This window comes from Pedobacter sp. GW456-11-11-14-TSB4 (assembly GCF_059424425.1).
The window spans coordinates 582,361-602,731 of record NZ_JBWKZK010000002.1; the positions used below are offsets into that span (position 1 = coordinate 582,361).

The 20,371-nt window shown below is 35.0% G+C and carries 11 protein-coding genes; 3 read left to right on the forward strand and 8 right to left on the reverse strand.

Annotated elements, in window-relative coordinates; translation table 11 throughout:
- The first annotated feature begins 11 nt into the window (after positions 1–11).
- Positions 12–1,337 carry a hypothetical protein gene (locus tag AC07XU_RS09935; protein WP_494943492.1) on the forward strand — a complete coding sequence of 442 codons (1,326 nt, stop codon included), beginning with the start codon at positions 12–14 and terminating at the stop codon, positions 1,335–1,337.
- A 14-nt stretch (positions 1,338–1,351) separates the two neighbouring features.
- Complete coding sequence (locus tag AC07XU_RS09940) at positions 1,352–1,987, forward strand: YceI family protein (protein WP_494943493.1); 636 nt, start codon at positions 1,352–1,354, stop codon at positions 1,985–1,987.
- Between the two features lie 16 nt (positions 1,988–2,003).
- Here AC07XU_RS09940 and AC07XU_RS09945 read toward each other — a convergent pair whose 3' ends face one another.
- The 8 genes from AC07XU_RS09945 to AC07XU_RS09980 all read right to left on the reverse strand — a co-directional run bounded on the left by AC07XU_RS09945 (position 2,004) and on the right by AC07XU_RS09980 (position 10,056).
- On the reverse strand, positions 2,004–2,705 hold the full coding sequence (locus tag AC07XU_RS09945) for a lycopene cyclase domain-containing protein (protein ID WP_494943494.1): 702 nt from the start codon (positions 2,703–2,705) through the stop codon (positions 2,004–2,006).
- Positions 2,706–2,707: 2 nt separating this feature from the next.
- Complete coding sequence (locus tag AC07XU_RS09950; RefSeq protein WP_494943495.1) at positions 2,708–3,172, reverse strand: sterol desaturase family protein; 465 nt, start codon at positions 3,170–3,172, stop codon at positions 2,708–2,710.
- A gap of 3 nt (positions 3,173–3,175) precedes the next feature.
- Positions 3,176–3,697 (reverse strand): isopentenyl-diphosphate Delta-isomerase, encoded by a 522-nt coding sequence (idi, locus tag AC07XU_RS09955; RefSeq protein WP_494943496.1) that lies wholly within the window; start codon positions 3,695–3,697, stop codon positions 3,176–3,178.
- Complete coding sequence (locus tag AC07XU_RS09960; RefSeq protein ID WP_494943497.1) at positions 3,682–4,197, reverse strand: hypothetical protein; 516 nt, start codon at positions 4,195–4,197, stop codon at positions 3,682–3,684. The genes idi and AC07XU_RS09960 overlap by 16 nt, the downstream gene beginning before the upstream one ends.
- Positions 4,194–5,030: a phytoene/squalene synthase family protein gene (locus AC07XU_RS09965; protein ID WP_494943498.1), complete on the reverse strand. Its 837-nt coding sequence runs from the start codon at positions 5,028–5,030 to the stop codon at positions 4,194–4,196. Before AC07XU_RS09965 ends, AC07XU_RS09960 begins: the two co-directional genes overlap by 4 nt.
- Complete coding sequence (crtID, locus tag AC07XU_RS09970) at positions 5,027–6,526, reverse strand: bifunctional phytoene desaturase/3,4-desaturase (protein ID WP_494943499.1); 1,500 nt, start codon at positions 6,524–6,526, stop codon at positions 5,027–5,029. The genes AC07XU_RS09965 and crtID overlap by 4 nt, the downstream gene beginning before the upstream one ends.
- Entirely contained in the window at positions 6,516–7,415 is a 900-nt protein-coding gene (locus tag AC07XU_RS09975) for a MerR family transcriptional regulator (protein WP_494943500.1), read from the reverse strand. Before AC07XU_RS09975 ends, crtID begins: the two co-directional genes overlap by 11 nt.
- A 169-nt stretch (positions 7,416–7,584) precedes the next feature.
- The gene (locus tag AC07XU_RS09980; RefSeq protein ID WP_494943501.1) at positions 7,585–10,056 is read right to left on the reverse strand and encodes a hypothetical protein; all 2,472 of its coding nucleotides are present in this window, start codon (positions 10,054–10,056) and stop codon (positions 7,585–7,587) included.
- A gap of 189 nt (positions 10,057–10,245) precedes the next feature.
- Here AC07XU_RS09980 and AC07XU_RS09985 point away from each other — a divergent pair, with 189 nt between their 5' ends.
- Positions 10,246–20,370, forward strand: a complete 10,125-nt coding sequence (locus tag AC07XU_RS09985; protein ID WP_494943502.1) for an Ig-like domain-containing protein — start codon at positions 10,246–10,248, stop codon at positions 20,368–20,370.
- Position 20,371: the final 1 nt, after the last annotated feature.

A 20,371-nucleotide genomic window follows, 5' to 3' on the forward strand; every position in this document is an offset into this window, starting at 1 on the left:
AAATCAACATCATGAAAACTAATTTTACAATAGTAAAAGTTGCTGCGATAGCACTTCTTTTTGTCAGCACATTGGGCATAAACAAAGCTCAAGCACAGGTTACCAATCTTCGTCCTTACGATAAATCTGGAATTAATGTATTTGAAGCGCCAAAAGATAGCACTACAATTTTCGATAAACTAAAAGTGCAATTTGGTGCTGGCTTTACCCAGTCTTTTCAGGGTTTAAAACATGAAAATACGGCTGGCGGATTGTACAAAATGACACCTGGTTTTAATACTGCAAATGCCAACTTATTTATGGATGTGCAATTGGCAGATGGAATTAGACTGAATTTAACGAGCTATCTATCATCTCGTCACCACAACGAAACATGGGTAAAAGGTGGATATATTCAATTTGACAAATTACCATTTAAAGGCAAATTATGGGAAGATATTATGTCTGTCACAACCATCAAAATTGGCCACATGGAAATCAATTATGGCGATCAGCACTTTCGTAGATCTGATGGTGGACAAACCATTTACAATCCATTTATAGAAAACTACATTATGGATGGTTTTACAACAGAAATTGGTGGAGAAATTCTCTTGAGAAAAAATGGATTGTTCGGAATGTTAGGAGTATCTAACGGAATGATTAAAGGGAACATTGATAGTTTAATTGCCACAACACAAGATGCAAATGTTCATAAATCGCCTGCTATATATGTTAAAGGTGGTTTCGATAAACAGTTAAATATAGATATGAGAGTTCGTTTTGCAGGCTCGTTTTATAGTAACAATAGCTCTGGCGGACAAACGTTATATGGTGGCGACAGAACTGGATCAAACTATTTCATGGTAATGGAAAAAATTGGCGCAACAACTGCAGCTAATGCTTTCTCTGGAAGATTTAATCCAGGGTTTACCAAAAAAGTAAATGCGGTACAATTAAATGCTTTTGTAAAATTGAAAGGATTAGAATTGTTTGCAACTTATGAAAATGCCAAAGGCAGATCAAAAAATGAAACTAGCACCAGAGGAGCAGAGCAAATAGCTATTGATGGTGTATACAGATTTGGAGTGGAAGAAAATTTCTTTATCGGAGCAAAATACAATGTGGTTACTGCAGCTTTGGCTAATGTTGCCGCGGTAGGTACATCACCTGCAATTAATTATGCCGGTGATGTGAAAGTTGATCGCGTTGCTTTTGCAGCTGGATGGTTTTTAACTAAAAACATCTTGCTGAAAGGTGAATATGTTACCCAAAAATATAAAGATTTTCCAACAGCAGATTTTCGAAATGCTGGTAAATTTAATGGATACGTGATCCAAGCTGTAGTTGGTTTTTAATTATCCAAATATTAATGAGCAGGAGCAAATTGCTTCTGCTTTTTTATGCAATTACCATGATGAAATACCTTACACTTTTAATCGTTTTTTTTGTATTAACTAGCTTTGTTACACATAAAAAAACTGCAACAAATACCAAATGGATTATAGCTGAGCATAGCAATTTGAGTGTAAATGGCACAACAAACGTTGGTAAATTTTCTTGCAATATAGATCAGTATGCTAAAACTGATACCGTAGTTATTGCTCAGGATAGGAGTGATAAAATTATCCTTACTGGTGCGTTTAACATTAAAGTTGCCAACTTTAGTTGTAGTAATTTTATGATGACTAGAGAATTGCGCAAGACGCTAAAGGCAGATCAGTTTCCGCATTTAAAGGTTAAGTTTTTATCGTTAAAAGAACTTAAAAATATTAATCAGAACGTAAATAAAATTTGTGGTAATGTAGAGATTACTATTGCCGGCGTTAGCAAACGTTACGAAATTACATATCAGTTGTTAATGGAAAGAAACACCATGACTTTGATTGGTGTGCAACCTATTCATTTTTCTGATTTTAATCTTATACCTCCCAAAAAGGTTGGCCATTTGGTAAGAGCAAATGATAAACTATCAGTTGTATTTAACTTAAATTTAAGAGCAATATAAGTTGAGAAACCCCTAATTAATTTTGCTTTTCTTGATTGAATTTTTGCTCAAGCCCCAGATAAATTAAAAGGTTTAGCAAAATTAAATTCATTCCGTAAAATATATCTTCAATAGGTATAGTTAACATTCTTATCCCTATAATTTCATTACTGTTATACCAAACAACTGGTGCATCTAACATGGTTCCTGTTAGCAGTCCGTTTACAATGGTAAAGGGTATAAGTAATATCAAGTAGACAAGATAAAAACGATCAAGCCAATTTACTTTTAAAACAAATTTTGCGATGATAAGTAAAGCCGCAAGACTAAATAAAGTAACTGTGGTATACAGCTGATCTAAAAAATAAAAGCCACCAACAAAACCCATTACAATAAAAAAGTAGGTGATTAAACTTGTAGTTCTTTCTGCTAGTTTTAGTTTTAAAAGGATGTTAAGGCAGTGAAAAGTAAATACACATGAGAAGGGAATGCAAAGGAAGAACAAAATTTCTTCGATAGGCATATTGCCAATAGTGATACCAATTAAATAAGTTGGATTAAAACCCCAAACGCCTAAATGGGTAAAATAAACATCTCCCAAAACAAAAACCAAACCTGTAATCAGCACTGCTGGAAAAAACGAACGCCAAGTTTTGTGAAATTTTAACCTTGGATGAAACGAGAATAAAAAGGGAACAATGATTGTAAAAAAATCAATTAGCAAATAAGTATACTTCATTATTATTTACTGTTTTTTGCTTGCATAAAATATTTAATAGGTACCCATAACATACCAAAACATTCGCCTTGGTGTTTACCTAAATGTTTGTGGTGCATTTTATGCGCTCTTCTAATGGCTTTTAAGTACCAATTATCGGTATTTCTAAAAATTTTAAAACGCTGGTGGATGAAAATATCATGCACTAAAAAATAGCATAACCCATAAAGTGTAATGCCGATGCCGATGTAAAGTGCAACTCTAACATCATAAAAGTTTCCTAAAGCAAGGCAGATAATACCTGGTATTGCAAAAATTAAAAAGAAAAAGTCATTTTTCTCTAAAAAGTCGTTGGGGTCTTTTTGGTGATGGTCTTCGTGCAAAAACCAAAACAAACCATGCATTACATATTTATGCGTAAGCCAAGCAACGCCTTCCATGCCGAAAAATGTTGCCAAAACGATACCAATATTTATTAAAGTTTGCATATTCTAAAAAATTGTTTTGTATAGCGTTAAAATCTTATCGATAGCAATTTTAAGCCATTCTGTATATTGATCTGGATTTCTTTTTAACTCATCAGCCAAATCATACAAATTTAAGTATTTATAATCAGCTACCTCTGTTAAATTTATAATCGGCAAGTCATCTGTTATGCCATAAAATACGTGATCAAATTCATGTTCTATCAAACCATTTTCTACATTGGCTTTGTATAAAAAGTTAAAACCATAACTCAATTGGCAGCTCATACCCATTTCTTCTAACAGCCTTCTGTTTGCTGCCGTGATATTTTTTTCGCCACTTCTTTGATGACTGCAACAGGTATTAGTCCACTTTCCGCCAGAATGGTATTTATCAAATGCTCTCTGTTGCAATAATAAATCGCCTTTGGTATTAAAAATAAACACCGAGAAAGCACGATGTAAAATGCCATCAACATGCGCTTCCATTTTTGGCATTGTGCCAATTTCATTGTCGTTATTGTCTACTAAAATTACGTCTTCTGCCAAGCTTTTAATTTTTTAATTTCTTCCTGATTGCATTGCTTGGATATAATTAAATAATCTATAATGTTATTTTTAAGCTGCTTATCTGTAACAGATGGAACAGCATTAATCAGCAAAATTTTATCAGTTTTAATATGATCATTATATCCTAAAAAAGAGGGTAGGTTTGTTTGTATCGAAAACCTGATAAATCTTAACTCTACTTCCTTTAGGTCTTTTTTTATTGCTTTTTCTAAATAGGTTTTTCCTTTGTTAAATTTGCTTAGTTTGGTAATTGGATTAAAAGCATATTTAGCTTCCATCATTTCTGCTGCGCCTTTATAACCAATTAAAAGTGCCTCAGAATTATCATTAACTTTACTAAGCAAAGCTGATAGTTTTTTTACAGCAGCTTTATTTTCTGCGGCTTCGTAATATAGCTTACGTAAAGTAGCCACATCAGTATCATTAAATTTTAACGCAACCGAAGCCATAAATAATATCAGCACCGCTAAAAATTTCATAACACGTTCATTTTGTGTCTTAATAATGAATCGAACATCAAACCAAATTTGTGGCCATTTGAAATTCTAATTCTATTATTCATCACTTTTTCTGGTGGTGCTTTTTTAATTTTCTTAAACAGTTCTAAATAATAGATATATGCTAAATAAACCCCTTTTTTAGCGCTTTTTGGTAATTGTTTTATCCCTTCTAAAGCCAATTTAAATTCATTTTCTATATCAGCCTCTATTTCTTTTTTTGCTGCGATACTGAAATTAGTTAAATCGATATTAGGGAAGTAAGAGCGATTTAACTGTTGGAAATCTGCTTTTAAATCTCTTAAAAAATTAACTTTTTGAAATGCAGATCCTAAACGCATCGCAGAAGGTTTTAATCTTTGATATTCAGCCTCATCACCATTGGTAAAAACCTTTAAGCACATTAAGCCAACAACCTGAGCAGAACCTAAAATGTATTCATCATACTTATCATTGCAATAAGTCTGTTCATTTAAATCCATCTCCATGCTTTTCAAGAATAAAGCAATTAACTCATGGTCAATTTGGTATTGGTTAACAACTTGCTGAAACGAGTTTAAGATCGGGTTTAAGCTAATGCCTTGTTCTATGGCCTCATTGCAATCGCTCTTAAATTTTTGTAGTAAATAAGGCTTGTCGTAATCATGAAAGCTATCCACTATTTCATCAGCGAGCCTAACAAAACCATAAATTGCATAAATTGGCTGACGAAGTTTTTTATGCAAAAAATAAATGCCTAACGAAAAACTAGTGCTGTACCTTAAAGTAGTTAGCTTGCTGCATGAGGCAGATAATGTGTCAAATGTCTGTTTCATATTTGTTTCTCTAGGTGTTTAGTAAGTACATCGCTGGCTACTTTGCCCGAAATTATAGAAGGCGGTACACCAGGACCTGGAACTGTTAACTGACCAGCATAGCAAAAGTTAGCCAGCTTTTTATTCTGAATAGAAGGTTTTAAGTTTGCCGTTTGTGGCAAAGTGTTTGCCAAACCATAAGCATTACCTTTGTAGGCATTATAATCACTTACAAAATCTGTAATGCAATAGCTCTTTTTATAATCTACAGAATTGGCAATTGCTGTCCCGGTAAATTTCTCTAACCTTTCCATCACTATGTGATAATATTTTTCTCTCAGAGCTTCTGTATCTTCTAAATTTGGTGCTAAAGGAATAAGAATAAATACATTTTCGTGGCCGGCTGGTGCTACATCAGGATCTGTTTTTGAAGTACAGCACACATAAAACAAAGGTTTACTTGGCCATTTTGGTGTGGTGTAAATTTCTTCGGCATGTAAAGCTAAATCTTCATCAAAAAATAAAGTATGGTGATGCAGCTTATGGATTTTTTTAGTTACACCTAAATAAAATAATAAGCTCGATGGCGCCATTACACGTTTATCCCAATATTTTTCCTTGTAATTTCTGTAGTTATCTCCTAACACCTCTTCAATATGATGGTAGTCTGCAGCTGCAATTACACCATCATAATCTTCTGTTTTAGTAGTCGATTTTAGCTGAGTAACTTCATGATCATCAATTACAAAAGATTGAACTGTTTCATTGGTATAAAACTTAACCCCTTGTTGTACAGCTAAATCTTTCATTGCGTTAATTACAGCAACAAAACCACCTTTTGGATACCAAGTACCTAAACTTAAGCCCGCATAATTCATTAAACTATATAAAGCTGGAGTGTCAGAAGCGGTGGCACCCAAAAATAAAATTGGGAATTCCATTAAAGCAATTAGTTTTGGATGCTTAAAGAACTTACGTACATGATTATGAAATGAGGTAAGTAATTGAAGCTTGAAAATTCCTTTAAAAATATCTAGATCAATAAACTCCGTAATTGATAAACCAGGTTTGTAAACCAGTTTATCCATGCCTACTTTATATTTATAGGCGGCTTCTTCTAAAAATTGTTTTAGTTTTTTAGCGCTACCTTTTTCAATACTTTCAAAAAGATCATCCAAAGCTAACTGATCATTTGGGATATCCATTACGTCGTTTTGCCCAAAAACAATCGAAAAACCTGGGTCTAATAGGGTAAGTTCATAAAAGTCTGATGGTTTCTTTCCAAAGTCTGCAAAAAACCTTTCAAAAACATCTGGCATCCAATACCAACTTGGTCCCATGTCAAATTTATAGCCATTGTCTGTAACCATTTGCCTTGCTCTGCCACCAATGTCTTCGTTTTTCTCATAAACATCAACATTGTATCCAGCTTTAGATAAATAGCATGCTGCACTTAAACCTGCAAAGCCAGAGCCTATAATGGCTATTTTTTGTTGATTTATTTGTTTAATTGGCATAAATAAGTTGATGAAGATAGGTGTTAAAAGCGGCTATAGACGATATATGATTGATGTTTTGATCTAACTTTAAAGAGCTAATTAATGCGGCATTTCCAGAAACATGGATTTTAATTGCTGGATTTTGAGTGCTTAGCTCCTTAATTAAATTTTTAGTTTCTGTTATTGGTCTTTGTCTAACCATAAATAATAAAAGGTGAGGGATGTTATTTTGATGTATTGCGTTTTGTATTGAACTTAATGGTACTTTTTCACCTAAATAAATTACTTTAAATCCGCTGTTGCGTAATAAATAATTAGCAAAAAGAAGTGGAATATCATGTTCTTCATCTTCAGGAAGACAAAGCAACCAAGTAGATTTTTTTAAAGAGGCTAACGGAATTTGCTCTATTGCTACCATCAGTTTCTGACGAACTAAGTTGGTAACAAAATGTTCTTGAGCAGGGCAAACTTCATCTTTACGCCATAACAATCCAATTCGTTGTAATACTGGATAAATGATATATTGATAAGATTTCTCTACAGAATAATTATTAAAGCAATTTTGTAATAATTTACTAAAATCAACTTCATTAAAAGTTAAGCCATATTTTATCAATTGGGAGATGTAAAACTCATGTTTTTCATCAATGCCAGCAGTTTTACTGAATTCAGCTTCTAAAAAATGATTAATTTGTTGCTGCGAAAGTGAACAAGCATTTGAGATTTTAACCCCTGATTGTACCAAACTTACAATATCTAGCAATCTTTTTAAATGATCATCAGAATAAATTCTTGTATTGCCCTCTGTGCGATCTGGCAATAGGGCATGATATCTTCTTTCCCAAATTCTAATGGTATGAATTGGTACACCGGTAAGCTGCTCTAAATGCGAGATTGAAAACTTCATTTTTGTCTAAGTAAATAAACGAAAATTTAGACAAACTGGATGTGTGCTTAGCAGAATTTATCATTTTTGTTACGTTTTAAATGGTTCAAAAACTACTTCTAAAGATATGTATGCCACAAACTATTTCAATATGATTGAATGTAATTATAGAGAGCTGTTAAATTGAGGTTTAGCTAACTTGCTGATTTTTAAATTGATTATTTTCAGACAATTGAAGCAGGTGATATTTGTATTCGGTTACTTTTTCTAAGTCGTTCTTTTCCTCATAAATTTCGATAAGTAACCTATATACTTTAACCTCAAATGCTTTAAGCTGATGTGTTTTGTAAAAATCTATGGCTAGTTGTGCTGTAGCAATAGCACCTTCGGTATCTCCTAAATTTATTTGTGTTTGCGTATCTGTCAAATACCTAATTGCAGATGTGAAAAATGTTTTACCTTCGGAGGTTGCTTTCAATTTTGAAAGCATATTATGGTAATTTTCAGACTTTATTAAGGGTTGATTTTGTAAAAAAATTAGTCTTAATAAATCAGTTTCGTAACTCACATCAATAGAAGTGTTCTGAGAGTTGATTTTATTTATAATTTGATTAATATCTTTTGGTATTAATTCAATTTTTTTGGTGCAAATCCAGTTAATGATTAAGGAAGCAATTTGCATTAATTTCTTTCCATAGGTAGACGGAAGTGCTGATATTTGCTCATAAATTTTGCTAATCTGATTGTCTGGCAGATCAAATTCAGATAAATTATTATTCAATTTTGAAATAGCATACCTAATTAATAAAATACTCGGTTTAAGTGCATCATTAGTAATATTTAAGTGCTCAAGTTCGTTTAAACGTATGGATAAATTCGAAACATTTAGGTTGAAGCAATCATGTAAACAAAGTATAGTTTCGCAATAAAATAATGTATCAGAGTTTGTAGAAAACTTTAAGTATTGCTGCAAAACCGGAACAATTAAAGGATCCAGAAAATCGATATTTAATAATTTTTTATTAAATTCAATATCAAATTTATAGAATTTTAATTGATTAACAATTGCTGGGTTTTGGTTGATTTGTATACTTATACAGTCAGATACAAAACTCATTAATTGTGTAAGTTCTTTGGTATGTATATTTAAATTAAAAGCCTCAATAATAATATTAAAACGATGTTTGTTGATGTGCTCAAACGAGCATAGTTTTAATCTTGCAAGTACATTCACTTCTAAGTTTAAAATCGTTTTTAAGCTCTCGGTAAGCTCTTTTTGTTTATCGATTAAATTATGATAAACCAGATATTCGAATAAATACGGATAGGTAAATTTAACATGTTCAACTTGAAAGCCATTTTTCAAATGCTTTTCTTCAGTAATTATTCCTTCAAAAAGCAATTCCATATAGGCATGTTTGTAATGATGGAAATCTTTCATTAAAAGCGATTTTTCGATCATTTCACCTTTTTGCCCAAAACCAGTATGCTCAATGAAGTGGTTGAAAAATAATTTCTTCTCGTCTATAAAAGAACTATTGAGCAATTTTTGCTCATGAAAAAGTTGAATAATTTTGAAGGGTAAAATCGAACTACTTAAGATACCCTTTTCTTTAAGTTGATCAATATATTGAAAGTTAAATGCATATCTTAATTGTGCTTTTATTTCTGGATTTATCCTTTTTGGATCGATATACATTCCTGATAATATCAAATCAATTTCTGATATGGTTAATGCTGGTACGTTTTGCTGTTCAGTTGTTCTATAATAACTTCCGGGGAACCACTTTTTCCTTAAAAATACCGAGTGTTTAATTCGCTCATAAAATCTGCGCCACACATAAGTTCTAGCACCAAAAACGAATTTAATAGCACTGCTACTTTCTATATTTAGTAAAAATCTAATGATACCATCAAAAATGCGCTGTTTAATTCCTTTTTCTTTACATATTACATATAATGATTCAAGTACGATAACCAGTTTTTTACCGCTTTTGATGTGGATGTGATTAAAGTATTCAGTAAAGGATAATTTAGTTTGGATACTTAGAATAGATAAAATATTTTCTTCAATATCAATAAAGTCTCTGTTAATATTGATTAATTTTTCAGCGGAAATGTATAAAATAATGTCGTTTTGGTACTTGGCATTTTTTGCTAAAAAATTTTCATAAACCAGATGACTTTGTAAAATACTTTTGCCGAAACCAGATTGAGCAATAAAAGCTGTAAAGTTGTAATCGCCACGATAAAATAAATCAAAATCGTGCATTGCAAACTTTCTGGGGATCGTATTACCATACGGAATAGTGCTAAAAGCCTTAATTTTGGCTAATGTTTCTGTTGAAATTATCCTTGCCCGCTCATGGATAATTGATTCCGGATCATTTACTATTTCTTTATCGGGAGTTAAATTATTAATTAAAATTCCATCATGATCTATTTCTAAAAATGAAATAAGTGTATTAACCGTAAATTTTGAGAATTGATAATTCACAGCAGCAAAACCAAAAAATCTTTTAATTGTGGTAGCGCTTATGGTTTTTTTAGTCTTACGCGATATTTCTAATGCAATAGTATTACAATCGGAGGGGCTAATTTTACGGATACCAAATTTTTGTAAAATCAAATGCCTAAGCTCATGTAAACTCAACTTATTCATTTTTTAAGAGCAGTTATATTGAATGAGCTCTAATATAGTATTAACTATAACGCAATATGGTATCTGTTCAGGTAATGAACAAAATGAACAAATTTATACTTGTGAGGGGTTCTTTGAACAAAGTGAACGAAGGATTGAGTGGTTTTGCTGCTTAAAATTGCAACAGAATTAACCTTTAATCCCTATTCTATGAATTTAATTTTTACGCTAAAACGCCGATTTCATTCTTGGATCGCATTTGTAGGCACTTTGAGTATACTAACGCTATTTTGTATTAGTTCGTATGCGCAAACTAAAAATTATGCCACAACAGCAACAGTAAAAGCCAATCAAGTAGACAATCCTAATAATGCAACTACTGATGCAAACAATTTTGCAACAGTTAGGTCAAGAGGAGGAACATTGGGACTTGGAAAATTTAGTGGTGAGTTAGAACTTAAGTTTCCATCGGTTTTACCCGCAAATACAACGAGTTTTATAAGAATAGATACTGATAGCGATATTTTAAATGCCTTGTTAGGCGGCAATTTAGGTAGCCTATTAGCAAATGTTGTTGGTAATGTTGTTTTAGGAGATCATGTTTTTGAAGTTGGAGCTAGAAACGCAGCAGGTGCAACTTTAATTTCTGGGTCAAGTTCAACAGGTTTTAATAGTCCTAGTTTAAGGCTAATTAAAGATGGTGCAGGTTTATTTTATATGGCAATTACGCCAACGCAGGCTTATGATAAAGTTTATGTAAAAGATATTACCAATGCATTATTGTTGGGTACAACTAACGAAACAAGAGTTTACAATGCTTTTTATTTTTCGGGCAGCGAAGCTTGTGCTAATGGATTTGCAACCGGTTTTGAAGGTAACGGATTAACTGTTGATGTACTAGGGATTGGAAAGGCCGGAGTAACAAATGCGGAAAGGGCAATTGATGCAGATCAAACTAATTTTTCTGAAATTAGTTTAGGTGCACTAGGTGTTGCTGGGTCAATTAGTCAGAATATTTATTTCTCAACATTATCTACCCCAGGAGACGAGTTTAGTGTTCGCTTAAGCATTAATCCGGCACTTATTAGCGCCGATGTGTTAAATAACATTACTATAAGTGCTTACAATGGTAATACCGAGATTTTTTCACAGAATTTAAATTCATTAATTACCCTAGATTTGTTGGGTTTATTAAACGGAGGTAATGTTGCCAGTATTCCGTTTAAACCAAGTTCATCTTTTAATAGGGTACAGATAAGGCTTAATTCTCTCTTAAATGTTGGTTTAACGCAAACTGTAAACTTATATAGTGTATTCAGTTCCGCTGCTCGACCAACTTTTAATGCACCTATTTCTAATACTGTAAACATTTGTTATAATACTACCGCTACACTTGCTGCCACAACAGATAGTGCTAATGAATTGGTTTGGTATGATGTATTGGAGGGTGGTACAGCTTTAGCATCCACTGCGTATAATGCCACATTCGTTACACCTACTTTATTAGCAAATAAAACTTATTATGTGGCTGCACGTAAAATTGGCTGTACAGCAGAATCGTTGCGAGTGCCAATTAATGTGGTTGTAAATCCAGCAATTAATTTTAGTACCACAACATTGGCTAATGCGAATGTAGGTACTGCATATAGCAAGCAAATAAATGTGGCTACTGGTGGTACACCAATTTATACCTATGCATTAACTGCTGGCTCTCAATTACCGGCAGGATTAGTTTTATCAACTAGTGGACAAATAGGAGGAACACCTACCGCCGCTGGAGATTTTTCATTTAGCATAACAACTACAGATAGTAAAAATTGTACGGCAGTTGCAACTTTCAACATTAAAGTTACTACTCCATTGCAACTTGCACCAGCTACATTACCTAATGGCACGGTTGGTACGCTATATCCACCACAAATTATTCCGGCAGCAACAGGTGGTACAGGTCCTTATACTTATTTAGCAACTAATCTTCCTCCTGGTTTATCATTTGATCCCGCTACCAGAACCATTACGCAAACTCCAACACAAGCAGGTAGTTACGTGGTAAATATCGTGGTAACAGATGCTGATGGTAATCAAACTTCTAACAATTACACTATTGTAGTTAAAGATCCTTTAGTTCTTGCAACTACACCATTAGCAGATGGTATTGTTGGGAGTACATACCTAACCCAAACTATTTTGCCTGCAACAGGGGGAACAACTCCATATACTTATACCGCAAATAATTTGCCTCCAGGATTATCATTTAATGGTAGTACTAGAGAAATTACTGGCATTCCAAGTCAATCAGGCACATTTGTTATTCCAGTTACAGTAAGTGATGGTGAAGGCAGAACAACTACTGTAAATTATTCGATTAGAATTCAAGACCCTTTGAGTTTGCCAAATCAAACCTTGCCTGATGGAAATGTGAATATGGTTTATCCAACACAGACTCTTCCAGCTGCAAGTGGTGGTATTGGTCCTTACACATATACGGCCAGTAACTTACCAAACGGTTTACTTTTTGATAATGCAACACGCCAAATAACGGGCACACCCACACAAGCAGGTAATTACAGCATTACTTTAACTGCTCAAGATGCAGAATTAAAAACAATTAGTAATACCTACTCACTAAAAGTAATTGGGGCACTAAACTTACCTACTGCAACTTTGGTAAATGGTATTGTTGGTCAAACTTATCCAACACAAACGTTACCAGAAGTAACTGGTGGAACATCGCCTTACAGCTACGTAGCTACTAATTTGCCTCCTGGTTTAAGTTTTAATCCTTCAACCAGAGAGGTAACAGGTACACCAACTCAAGGTGGCAATTTTGTAATTTCTTTAACAGCTTCAGATGCTGGCGGCAATACGGTTAGCACAAATTATAGCATTACTGTTAACGTAAATCCTCCTATTGTTGCCAATGCAACTATTTGTGGCGGCTCGGCAGCAACATTAACGGTAAGCAATTTACAAGCAGGTGTAACTTACAATTGGTATGGCCCAACAGGAAATACTCCTTTGGTAACCAATAATAACGGAACTTTTATTACACCAATTGTAAATGCCACAACTACTTTTTATGTAGAAGCAGTATCTGGCACTGCAGTGAGTAACAGAATAGCAGTTACCGTAAATATTAATCCTGCACCAAATGCACCTACGGTGCTAACTAACAATCAAATTATCAATAGCGGTCAAAATACAGTATTACAAGCATCGGCAAATGCCGGAGAAACTATACGCTGGTATGCAACAGCAACAGGTGGTGCTAGCCTAGCTAGTGGACAAAGTTTTACTACACCAAATTTAACTACAACCACAACTTATTATGCAGAAGCTGTAAGTGCAGCTGGTTGCGCAAGCTTAACTAGAGTGGCGGTTACAGTTACAGTTTTAAATGGTGGCACAACGCCTAACTGTAATTTTGCAAACAGTCAAAACAGTGGTATTTCAGGAATATGCATTGGTTGCGGTATTAGTAATCCATCAAATTCTACAGATGCAGATTTAAACAACTTTACTAGAATTACGCTTGCAGTAGGTGTTGGCGCTCAAGGTTTCCAACGCTTAATTTTTCCATCAGCAGGTACTGCAACAGATAGTATCAGTTTAGATTTGGCAACGCCTACTGGGTTGTTAGATTTAGGAGTGCTGAGTGGAGTAACGGTGAGTGTAATGAACGGCTCTTCTGTGGTAAGTAGTTACCAATTAAACTCGGCCTTAATTGAGCTCAGACTTTTAGGTGGTAATCGATTTAAAGCCACATTGTTAGCAGGTGGTGTGTATGATAGGGTTGAGGTGAGATTTGCTGCCACAGTTGCTGCATTGAATAGCATAGATATTTACAGTGCACAAATCAAATATCCTAAGCCAACACTTGCCACAACTAATTTATCAATCTGCTCAGGTAACACTATAACTTTAAACGCAACTCCAAATGGAGGTACTGCATTAACCTGGTATAGTGCAGCGGTTGGTGGTACTGTATTAGCAAATGGAAATACTTACACCACGCCAGCTTTAACTACAACAACAACGTATTATATAGAAATTAGCAAAGCTGGATGTGCAAATGCAGAAAGGGTACCAGTAACGGTAAATGTTACGCCTGTACTAGCTGTTCCAGTAATTGTTGCACCAACAGCAAGCTGTCAAGGTGCTACTACAACTTTATCAGTTAGCAATCCAGATCCTACAATTACCTATCAATGGTTCGAAACTGCTACAAATGGAACGGTAATTTTTACAGGAACTTCATTTACCACTCCAAGTTTAACCGCAAACAAAACTTATTATGTAGAGGCTTCACAAAGTGGATGTGTGAGTGCTACAAGAGCAGCGGTTACTTTAACTGTAAATCCTAGGCCAGCCGCTCCACAAGTTCAAGCTTCTTCATCAACAATTAATCAAGGGCAAACTGCAGTAATTACAGCAAGTTCTACAGAAGCTGATGTTAATTTCAATTGGTTTGATTCTACCAACGCAACAAGTCCAATTTTTACAGGCGCTACCTTTGTAACTCCACCACTTAATACCACTACTTCTTATTTTGTAGAAAGTTTTAATACTGCTACTTCTTGTGTCTCATCAAATAGAGTTCAGGTTACCATTAACGTAAATGGAACAGGTGTTGTTAATCCGGTACCTTGCGAAGCAGCAACTTCTCAAACCAATGGTGTTAATGGTGTGTTAACTATTCTTGCTGGTGTATCAAATGCTAACTTAGCCATTGATGATAACACACAAACAGGCTCTACATTATTAATCCCGGTTGGATTAGCAGGTTCAGTATATCAACGATTATCATTTCCAAGTGCTTCCAATATTGGCGATACTGTAAGAGTTTTAATCAATTCTCCAGGTAGATTATTATCAGCAGCAGTATTAGGCAGTTTACAACTTACTAGTTACAATGCTGGGGCAAGCAATAACGATGCAGCATTCTCTAATAATCCGCTAATCAATCTAAATCTTTTAAGTGGAGGTTCACAAGCGCTATTAACTTTTGTACCAACTGCTGTTTTTGATGCAATAGAAGTTAGGTTAAATTCTGGATTGGTTGGAGCTTTAACTTCCATAAACGTAAATTATGCGCAACGTGTGATTACTAAGCCAACTGTTACGGCTGCAAATGTTGCAGTTTGTGCTAATCAGCCAGCTACACTAACGGTTGGTAATTTCAATGCCACTAACACCTATAAGTGGTATGATGCTAGTGGAGTTTTATTAGCCACAACGAATACGGCCACTTTTACTACTCCAGCAATAACAGCTAACAATAGTTATTTTGTAACTGTGAGTACAGCTTCAGGTTGCGAAAGCGCAAAAACACAAGTTACTGTTACTGTTAATCCTTTGCCAGTTTTGCCAGAATTGCTTTTTGCAAATGTGAATACCTGTTCAGGTAACAACGTTGTCTTAGAAGTGAAAAATCCAGTTGCAGGCACAACGTACAAATGGTACAATAGTGGTGGTGTATACCAAGCTGGGCAGGATGGAAACACATTTACTATCGCAACAGTAACTTCAAATACAACCTTTTCTGTAGAAGCAGTAAATGCATGTGGTACTTCTGCAAGAGCAACAGCAAACATCACGGTAGGTGCCACAGTTGATGCTCCTGTAGTAATTCCAGCTTCAGTATCGGTATCAGAAGGATCTTCAGCAATATTAACAGCAAGTTCGAGTACTAGTGGTGCTGTTTTTAATTGGTACTCAACAGCAACATCAACAACAATAATATTTACTGGTTCTACGTTTGCAACTCCGGCATTAACTGCAAATACCACTTATTTTGTAGAAGCTGTAGTTCCTGGTCCTTGTCCGGCATCTGCCCGAACATCAGTATTAGTTACGGTTATCCCTAATGGAACGCCAATTGCTACGCCTTGTGGTGCTGCTACTATTGCACTTGCAGATGGTGTAACTGGTGTTGCGCTATTGGCAGGTGTGGTTAATCCTAATTTAGCAATTGACAATAATACACAGACAGGTTCTAGTTTACTAATGCCGGTTGGTGCTTTAAGTGCATCAGTTTTTCAAAGGGTTGGTTTTGATGGTGGATTATCTAGAGTTGGAGATACATTAAGAATTAAACTCTCATCTCCTTCTAGATTACTATCCTTAGCAGTATTGCCTAATATAAGTATTACAACATACAATGGCTCAACTAGCAATGCTGATGCTTTGGTTGTTACAAATCCTTTAATACAATTAGATTTATTAAGCGATGGAAGTTCGTTAACCTTATCTTTTGTTCCAACAACAACTTTTGATGGGGTAGAGGTTAGATTAAACTCTGGTTTTTTAGGTGCTTTAACTTCTGTAAATTTTGATTATGCACAACGCATCAATAAAGCTCCCGAAGTAGCAGCTACAGCAGTAAGTTTTTGTCAAGGTGCTACTGCAACATTAAGTGTAAATAACCCTCAAGCAGGCGTAACTTATAGATGGTTTTTAGAAAACACTTTTCAGGCAGATGGACCTACATTCACTACACCAACTACATTAGCGGCTGGTACTTATAATTATTTTGTAATAGCATTTGCTTTTGGTTGCGAAAGTACGCCAACAAAAGTAGTGGTAACAGTATTAGCACCTCCAGCTCCACCAATTCCTGTAACTGGTAATCCAACAAAAGCATGTACAGGCAGTAGCGTAACATTAGGTGTACAAGCTGTTGCTGGTGTTAATTTCAACTGGTACGATGCCAATGGCAATCTTTTAGTTCTCAATAATTCAACTTATACAACACCTGTTTTTACTACAGCAGGAATATTTGATTTTTTTGTTGAGGCCGTAAATGGAAATACTTGTGCCAGCGCCACTCGTACAAAAGTTTCTGTAACTGTTAATCCATCTGCTACAGTAAATGACATTACCGTAATTGGAAATTTAACCATCTGCGGCACTTCTGCAACAACTTTAACTGCGAGCTCTAGTACGGTAACCAATCCAGTATTTACTTGGTATCGCAATGCAACATTAACTGATGTTGCATTTGTTGGGAGCACATTTACAACTCCGGTTTTAACTAATAACACTACTTATTATGTTACTGTTAGTGGAGATAATAAATGCGAAAATTCACCTACTAATGCCAAGTCAATATCAATAATCATTAATCCATCAGCCACTGCTGCCGACATTAATTTATCGGGTATAAGTACTATTTGCTCGGGTAGCACAGTAAGTTTAACGGCTAGTTCTACCACGGTTACTAATCCGATATTTACTTGGTATCGCAATGCTACCTTAACAGATGTTGCTTTTGTAGGTTCGGTATTTACATCGCCAGCTTTAACTCAAAATACTACGTATTATGTAACTGTTAAAGGAGATAACAAATGTGAAAATACAGCTGCTAATGCATTATCAATTACCATTACTGTAAATCCTGGTGCGCAAGCATCCGACGTTGTTGTTAATGGTAATACCTCAATTTGTAAGGATACAAATACCATTTTAACCGCAAGTAGTACAACTATAAATAACCCGATATACACTTGGTATAATGATGCAGCCTTAACGGATGTTGCATTTACAGGTGCTGTTTTTAGTACTCCATTATTATCAAGTACCAAAACCTATTATGTAACTGTTAGAGGAGATAATAAATGTGAAAGTTCTGGAGCAAATGCTGCTCAAATTACAGTAACTGTAAAAGAGTATGCTTTAGCATCAGATATCACGGTAAGTGATGCTGTAATTTGTTCTGGTAGCCAAACTACATTAAACGCTTCTAGTTTTACGGTAACAAACCCAGTATTTACTTGGTATAGTGATGCTTCATTAACAGTTGTAGCTTACGTTGGCCCAACTTTTATCGTACCTGCATTAACTACAACAACATCTTATTATGTAACTGTAAAAGGTACAAATAAATGCGAAAATACTCCTGCAAATGCAAAAGTAGTAACCATAACCGTAAATTCACTGGCTGGGATGACAGACATTATCGTAACTGGCAATGCTACTGCATGCGCAGGTTCTTCTGCTCAATTTACAGCAACTAGTGCAACAGTAAACAATCCAGTGTTTAGTTGGTATGCCGATGCAGCTTTAACCAATTTGGTATTCATCGGCCCATCATTTACTAGCGCACCATTATTTATAAATACAACTTTCTATGTAACTGTAAAAGGCGATAATAAATGTGAAAATGCACCCGCTAATGCCAAAGTTGTACAAGTAACAATATCACCTATTGCTACTGCCAATGATATAACAGCCGCGAACCAAAGCATTTGCGAAGGTAGTAGTGCAACACTAGTGGCAAGTACTACAACTGTAACAGATCCAATATTTACTTGGTATACAGATGCTGCTTTAACAACTGTTGCTTTTAGTGGTGCAACATTTATAACACCAATTTTAAACAGCAATACAAATTATTATTTAACTGTTAAGGGTAGTAATAAATGCGAAAATTCGCCAGCTACCGCTAAATTGGTTAGCGTTACTGTTAATGAAGGAGCGAAACAAGCAGATATAGTATTATCTACACCAAGCTTAGTTTGCGGCAGTGGTAGCGTAACTATTAATGCAAGTAGCGTAACGGTAAGCAATCCTGTGTTTACTTGGTACAGCGATGCATCTTTAACAGCGCCTGTTTTTGTTGGTCCGGCATTTACAACACCAACATTAACCAGTAGTACAACATATTATGTTACAGTTAAAGGTAGTAACAAATGTGAAAATACAGCTGCAAATGCAAAACCAATAACCATAAATGTAAACCCAATTGCTATAGCAAATGAGATCATTGTTAATGGTAATACAACAATTTGTGGCAACAATACAACAACATTAACGGCAGGTAGTACGGTAGTAATCAATCCGGTATTTACATGGTATAGTGATGCTGCACTTACTAACCCAGTATTTGTTGGCGCTGTATACACAACACCTAATTTATCAGTAAACACAACTTATTACGTAACGGTAAAAGGAAGTAATCGTTGTGAAAATACATCAGCTAATGCTAAAGTTGTATTAATCACTGTAAATCCTACGCCAGCAGATCCAATTATAGCTTCAACAGGTAGAAACATTTGCGCCGGACAAAGTACAACGTTAACCATTAATAATCCTGTTAATGGAGTGAATTACGAATGGTATACAGCGGCTACTAACGGCACTGCAGTATTTGTGGGTATTAATTTTACCACTCCAGTATTAAATGCAAATACAACATATTATGTACAAGCAATTGGAACAGGCGGATGTAGCAATACGGGTGGTAGAATTGCAGTTCAGGTTACAGTTACTCCACAACCACTTCCTCCAACAGTTGCCTCAAATAACATCAGTGTTTGTATAGGTATTAGTACCATTCTAAGCATATCTAATCCTGTAGCTAATGTAGTTTACAATTGGTATACAACTGCGACAGGTGGTTTACCAGTTGGTAATGGAACTAGTTTTACAACCCCAATAATTACTACGAATGTTACTTATTATGCCGAAGCGGTATCTGGTTCATGTCAATCGAGTACAAGAACTCCTGTTGCCATTACAGCCTTACCTGTTCCATTGGCTCCGCTTAGTTTAAGTGCTACTAATAATCCAATTTGTGCAGGTGGTACAACCATAATAAGCGTAAACAATCCTGATCCTAATTTAAATTACAGATGGTATACAAGTAGTTCTGGTGGCACAATGTTAGCTGAAGGTAGCTCATTTACCACTCCTGCAATAACCACTAACACAACTTATTATGTAGAGAGTGTTTCTAAAACAGGTGGCTGCGCAAGTATCAATAGAACTTCTATTACTGTTAATGTTTTACCAGTTTTAGTAGCACCAACTGTTATCGTAGGCGGCGTAACTGCTAATAGCATAACGTTTACTTGGAATGCAGTAAACGGCGCAAGTGGCTACGAAGTTTCAACTAATAACGGCGTAAATTGGTCAGTATCAAATGGCGGTACCTCACATACCATATTAGGTTTGCAACCAGGCGAAAGTGTAACCATTATTGTAAGAGCCATTGGAACTTTAAGTTGCCAAACAAGTGCCAACTCTACACCTGTAACAGGTACATCTAGTAATCCATTTAAAAATGATTTGTTTATCCCGAACACATTTACGCCTAATGGCGATGGCAGAAATGATGATTTCCTAGCTTATGGTAATACCGTATCGAGATTTAGAATGAGAATTTATAACCAATGGGGAGAGTTTTTATTTGAATCTAATTCATTAACAGCTGGCTGGGATGGACGATATAAAGGCAATATGCAACCAAGTGGGGTGTATGTGTATTACATCGATGTCACTTTTAATGATGGCACCACCAAATCGTTTAAAGGAACAATCACACTTTTAAGATAAT

Excerpts from the sequence above, each read along its gene's own strand:
- AC07XU_RS09935 (WP_494943492.1), top strand. The coding sequence starts at position 12 with ATGAAAACTAATTTTACAATAGTAAAAGTTGCTGCGATAGCACTTCTT.
- AC07XU_RS09940 (WP_494943493.1), top strand. The coding sequence starts at position 1,352 with ATGAGCAGGAGCAAATTGCTTCTGCTTTTTTATGCAATTACCATGATG.
- AC07XU_RS09945 (WP_494943494.1), bottom strand. The coding sequence starts at position 2,705 with ATGAAGTATACTTATTTGCTAATTGATTTTTTTACAATCATTGTTCCC.
- AC07XU_RS09950 (WP_494943495.1), bottom strand. The coding sequence starts at position 3,172 with ATGCAAACTTTAATAAATATTGGTATCGTTTTGGCAACATTTTTCGGC.
- AC07XU_RS09960 (WP_494943497.1), bottom strand. The coding sequence starts at position 4,197 with ATGAAATTTTTAGCGGTGCTGATATTATTTATGGCTTCGGTTGCGTTA.
- AC07XU_RS09965 (WP_494943498.1), bottom strand. The coding sequence starts at position 5,030 with ATGAAACAGACATTTGACACATTATCTGCCTCATGCAGCAAGCTAACT.
- crtID (WP_494943499.1), bottom strand. The coding sequence starts at position 6,526 with ATGCCAATTAAACAAATAAATCAACAAAAAATAGCCATTATAGGCTCT.
- AC07XU_RS09975 (WP_494943500.1), bottom strand. The coding sequence starts at position 7,415 with ATGAAGTTTTCAATCTCGCATTTAGAGCAGCTTACCGGTGTACCAATT.
- AC07XU_RS09980 (WP_494943501.1), bottom strand. The coding sequence starts at position 10,056 with ATGAATAAGTTGAGTTTACATGAGCTTAGGCATTTGATTTTACAAAAA.
- AC07XU_RS09985 (WP_494943502.1), top strand. The coding sequence starts at position 10,246 with ATGAATTTAATTTTTACGCTAAAACGCCGATTTCATTCTTGGATCGCA.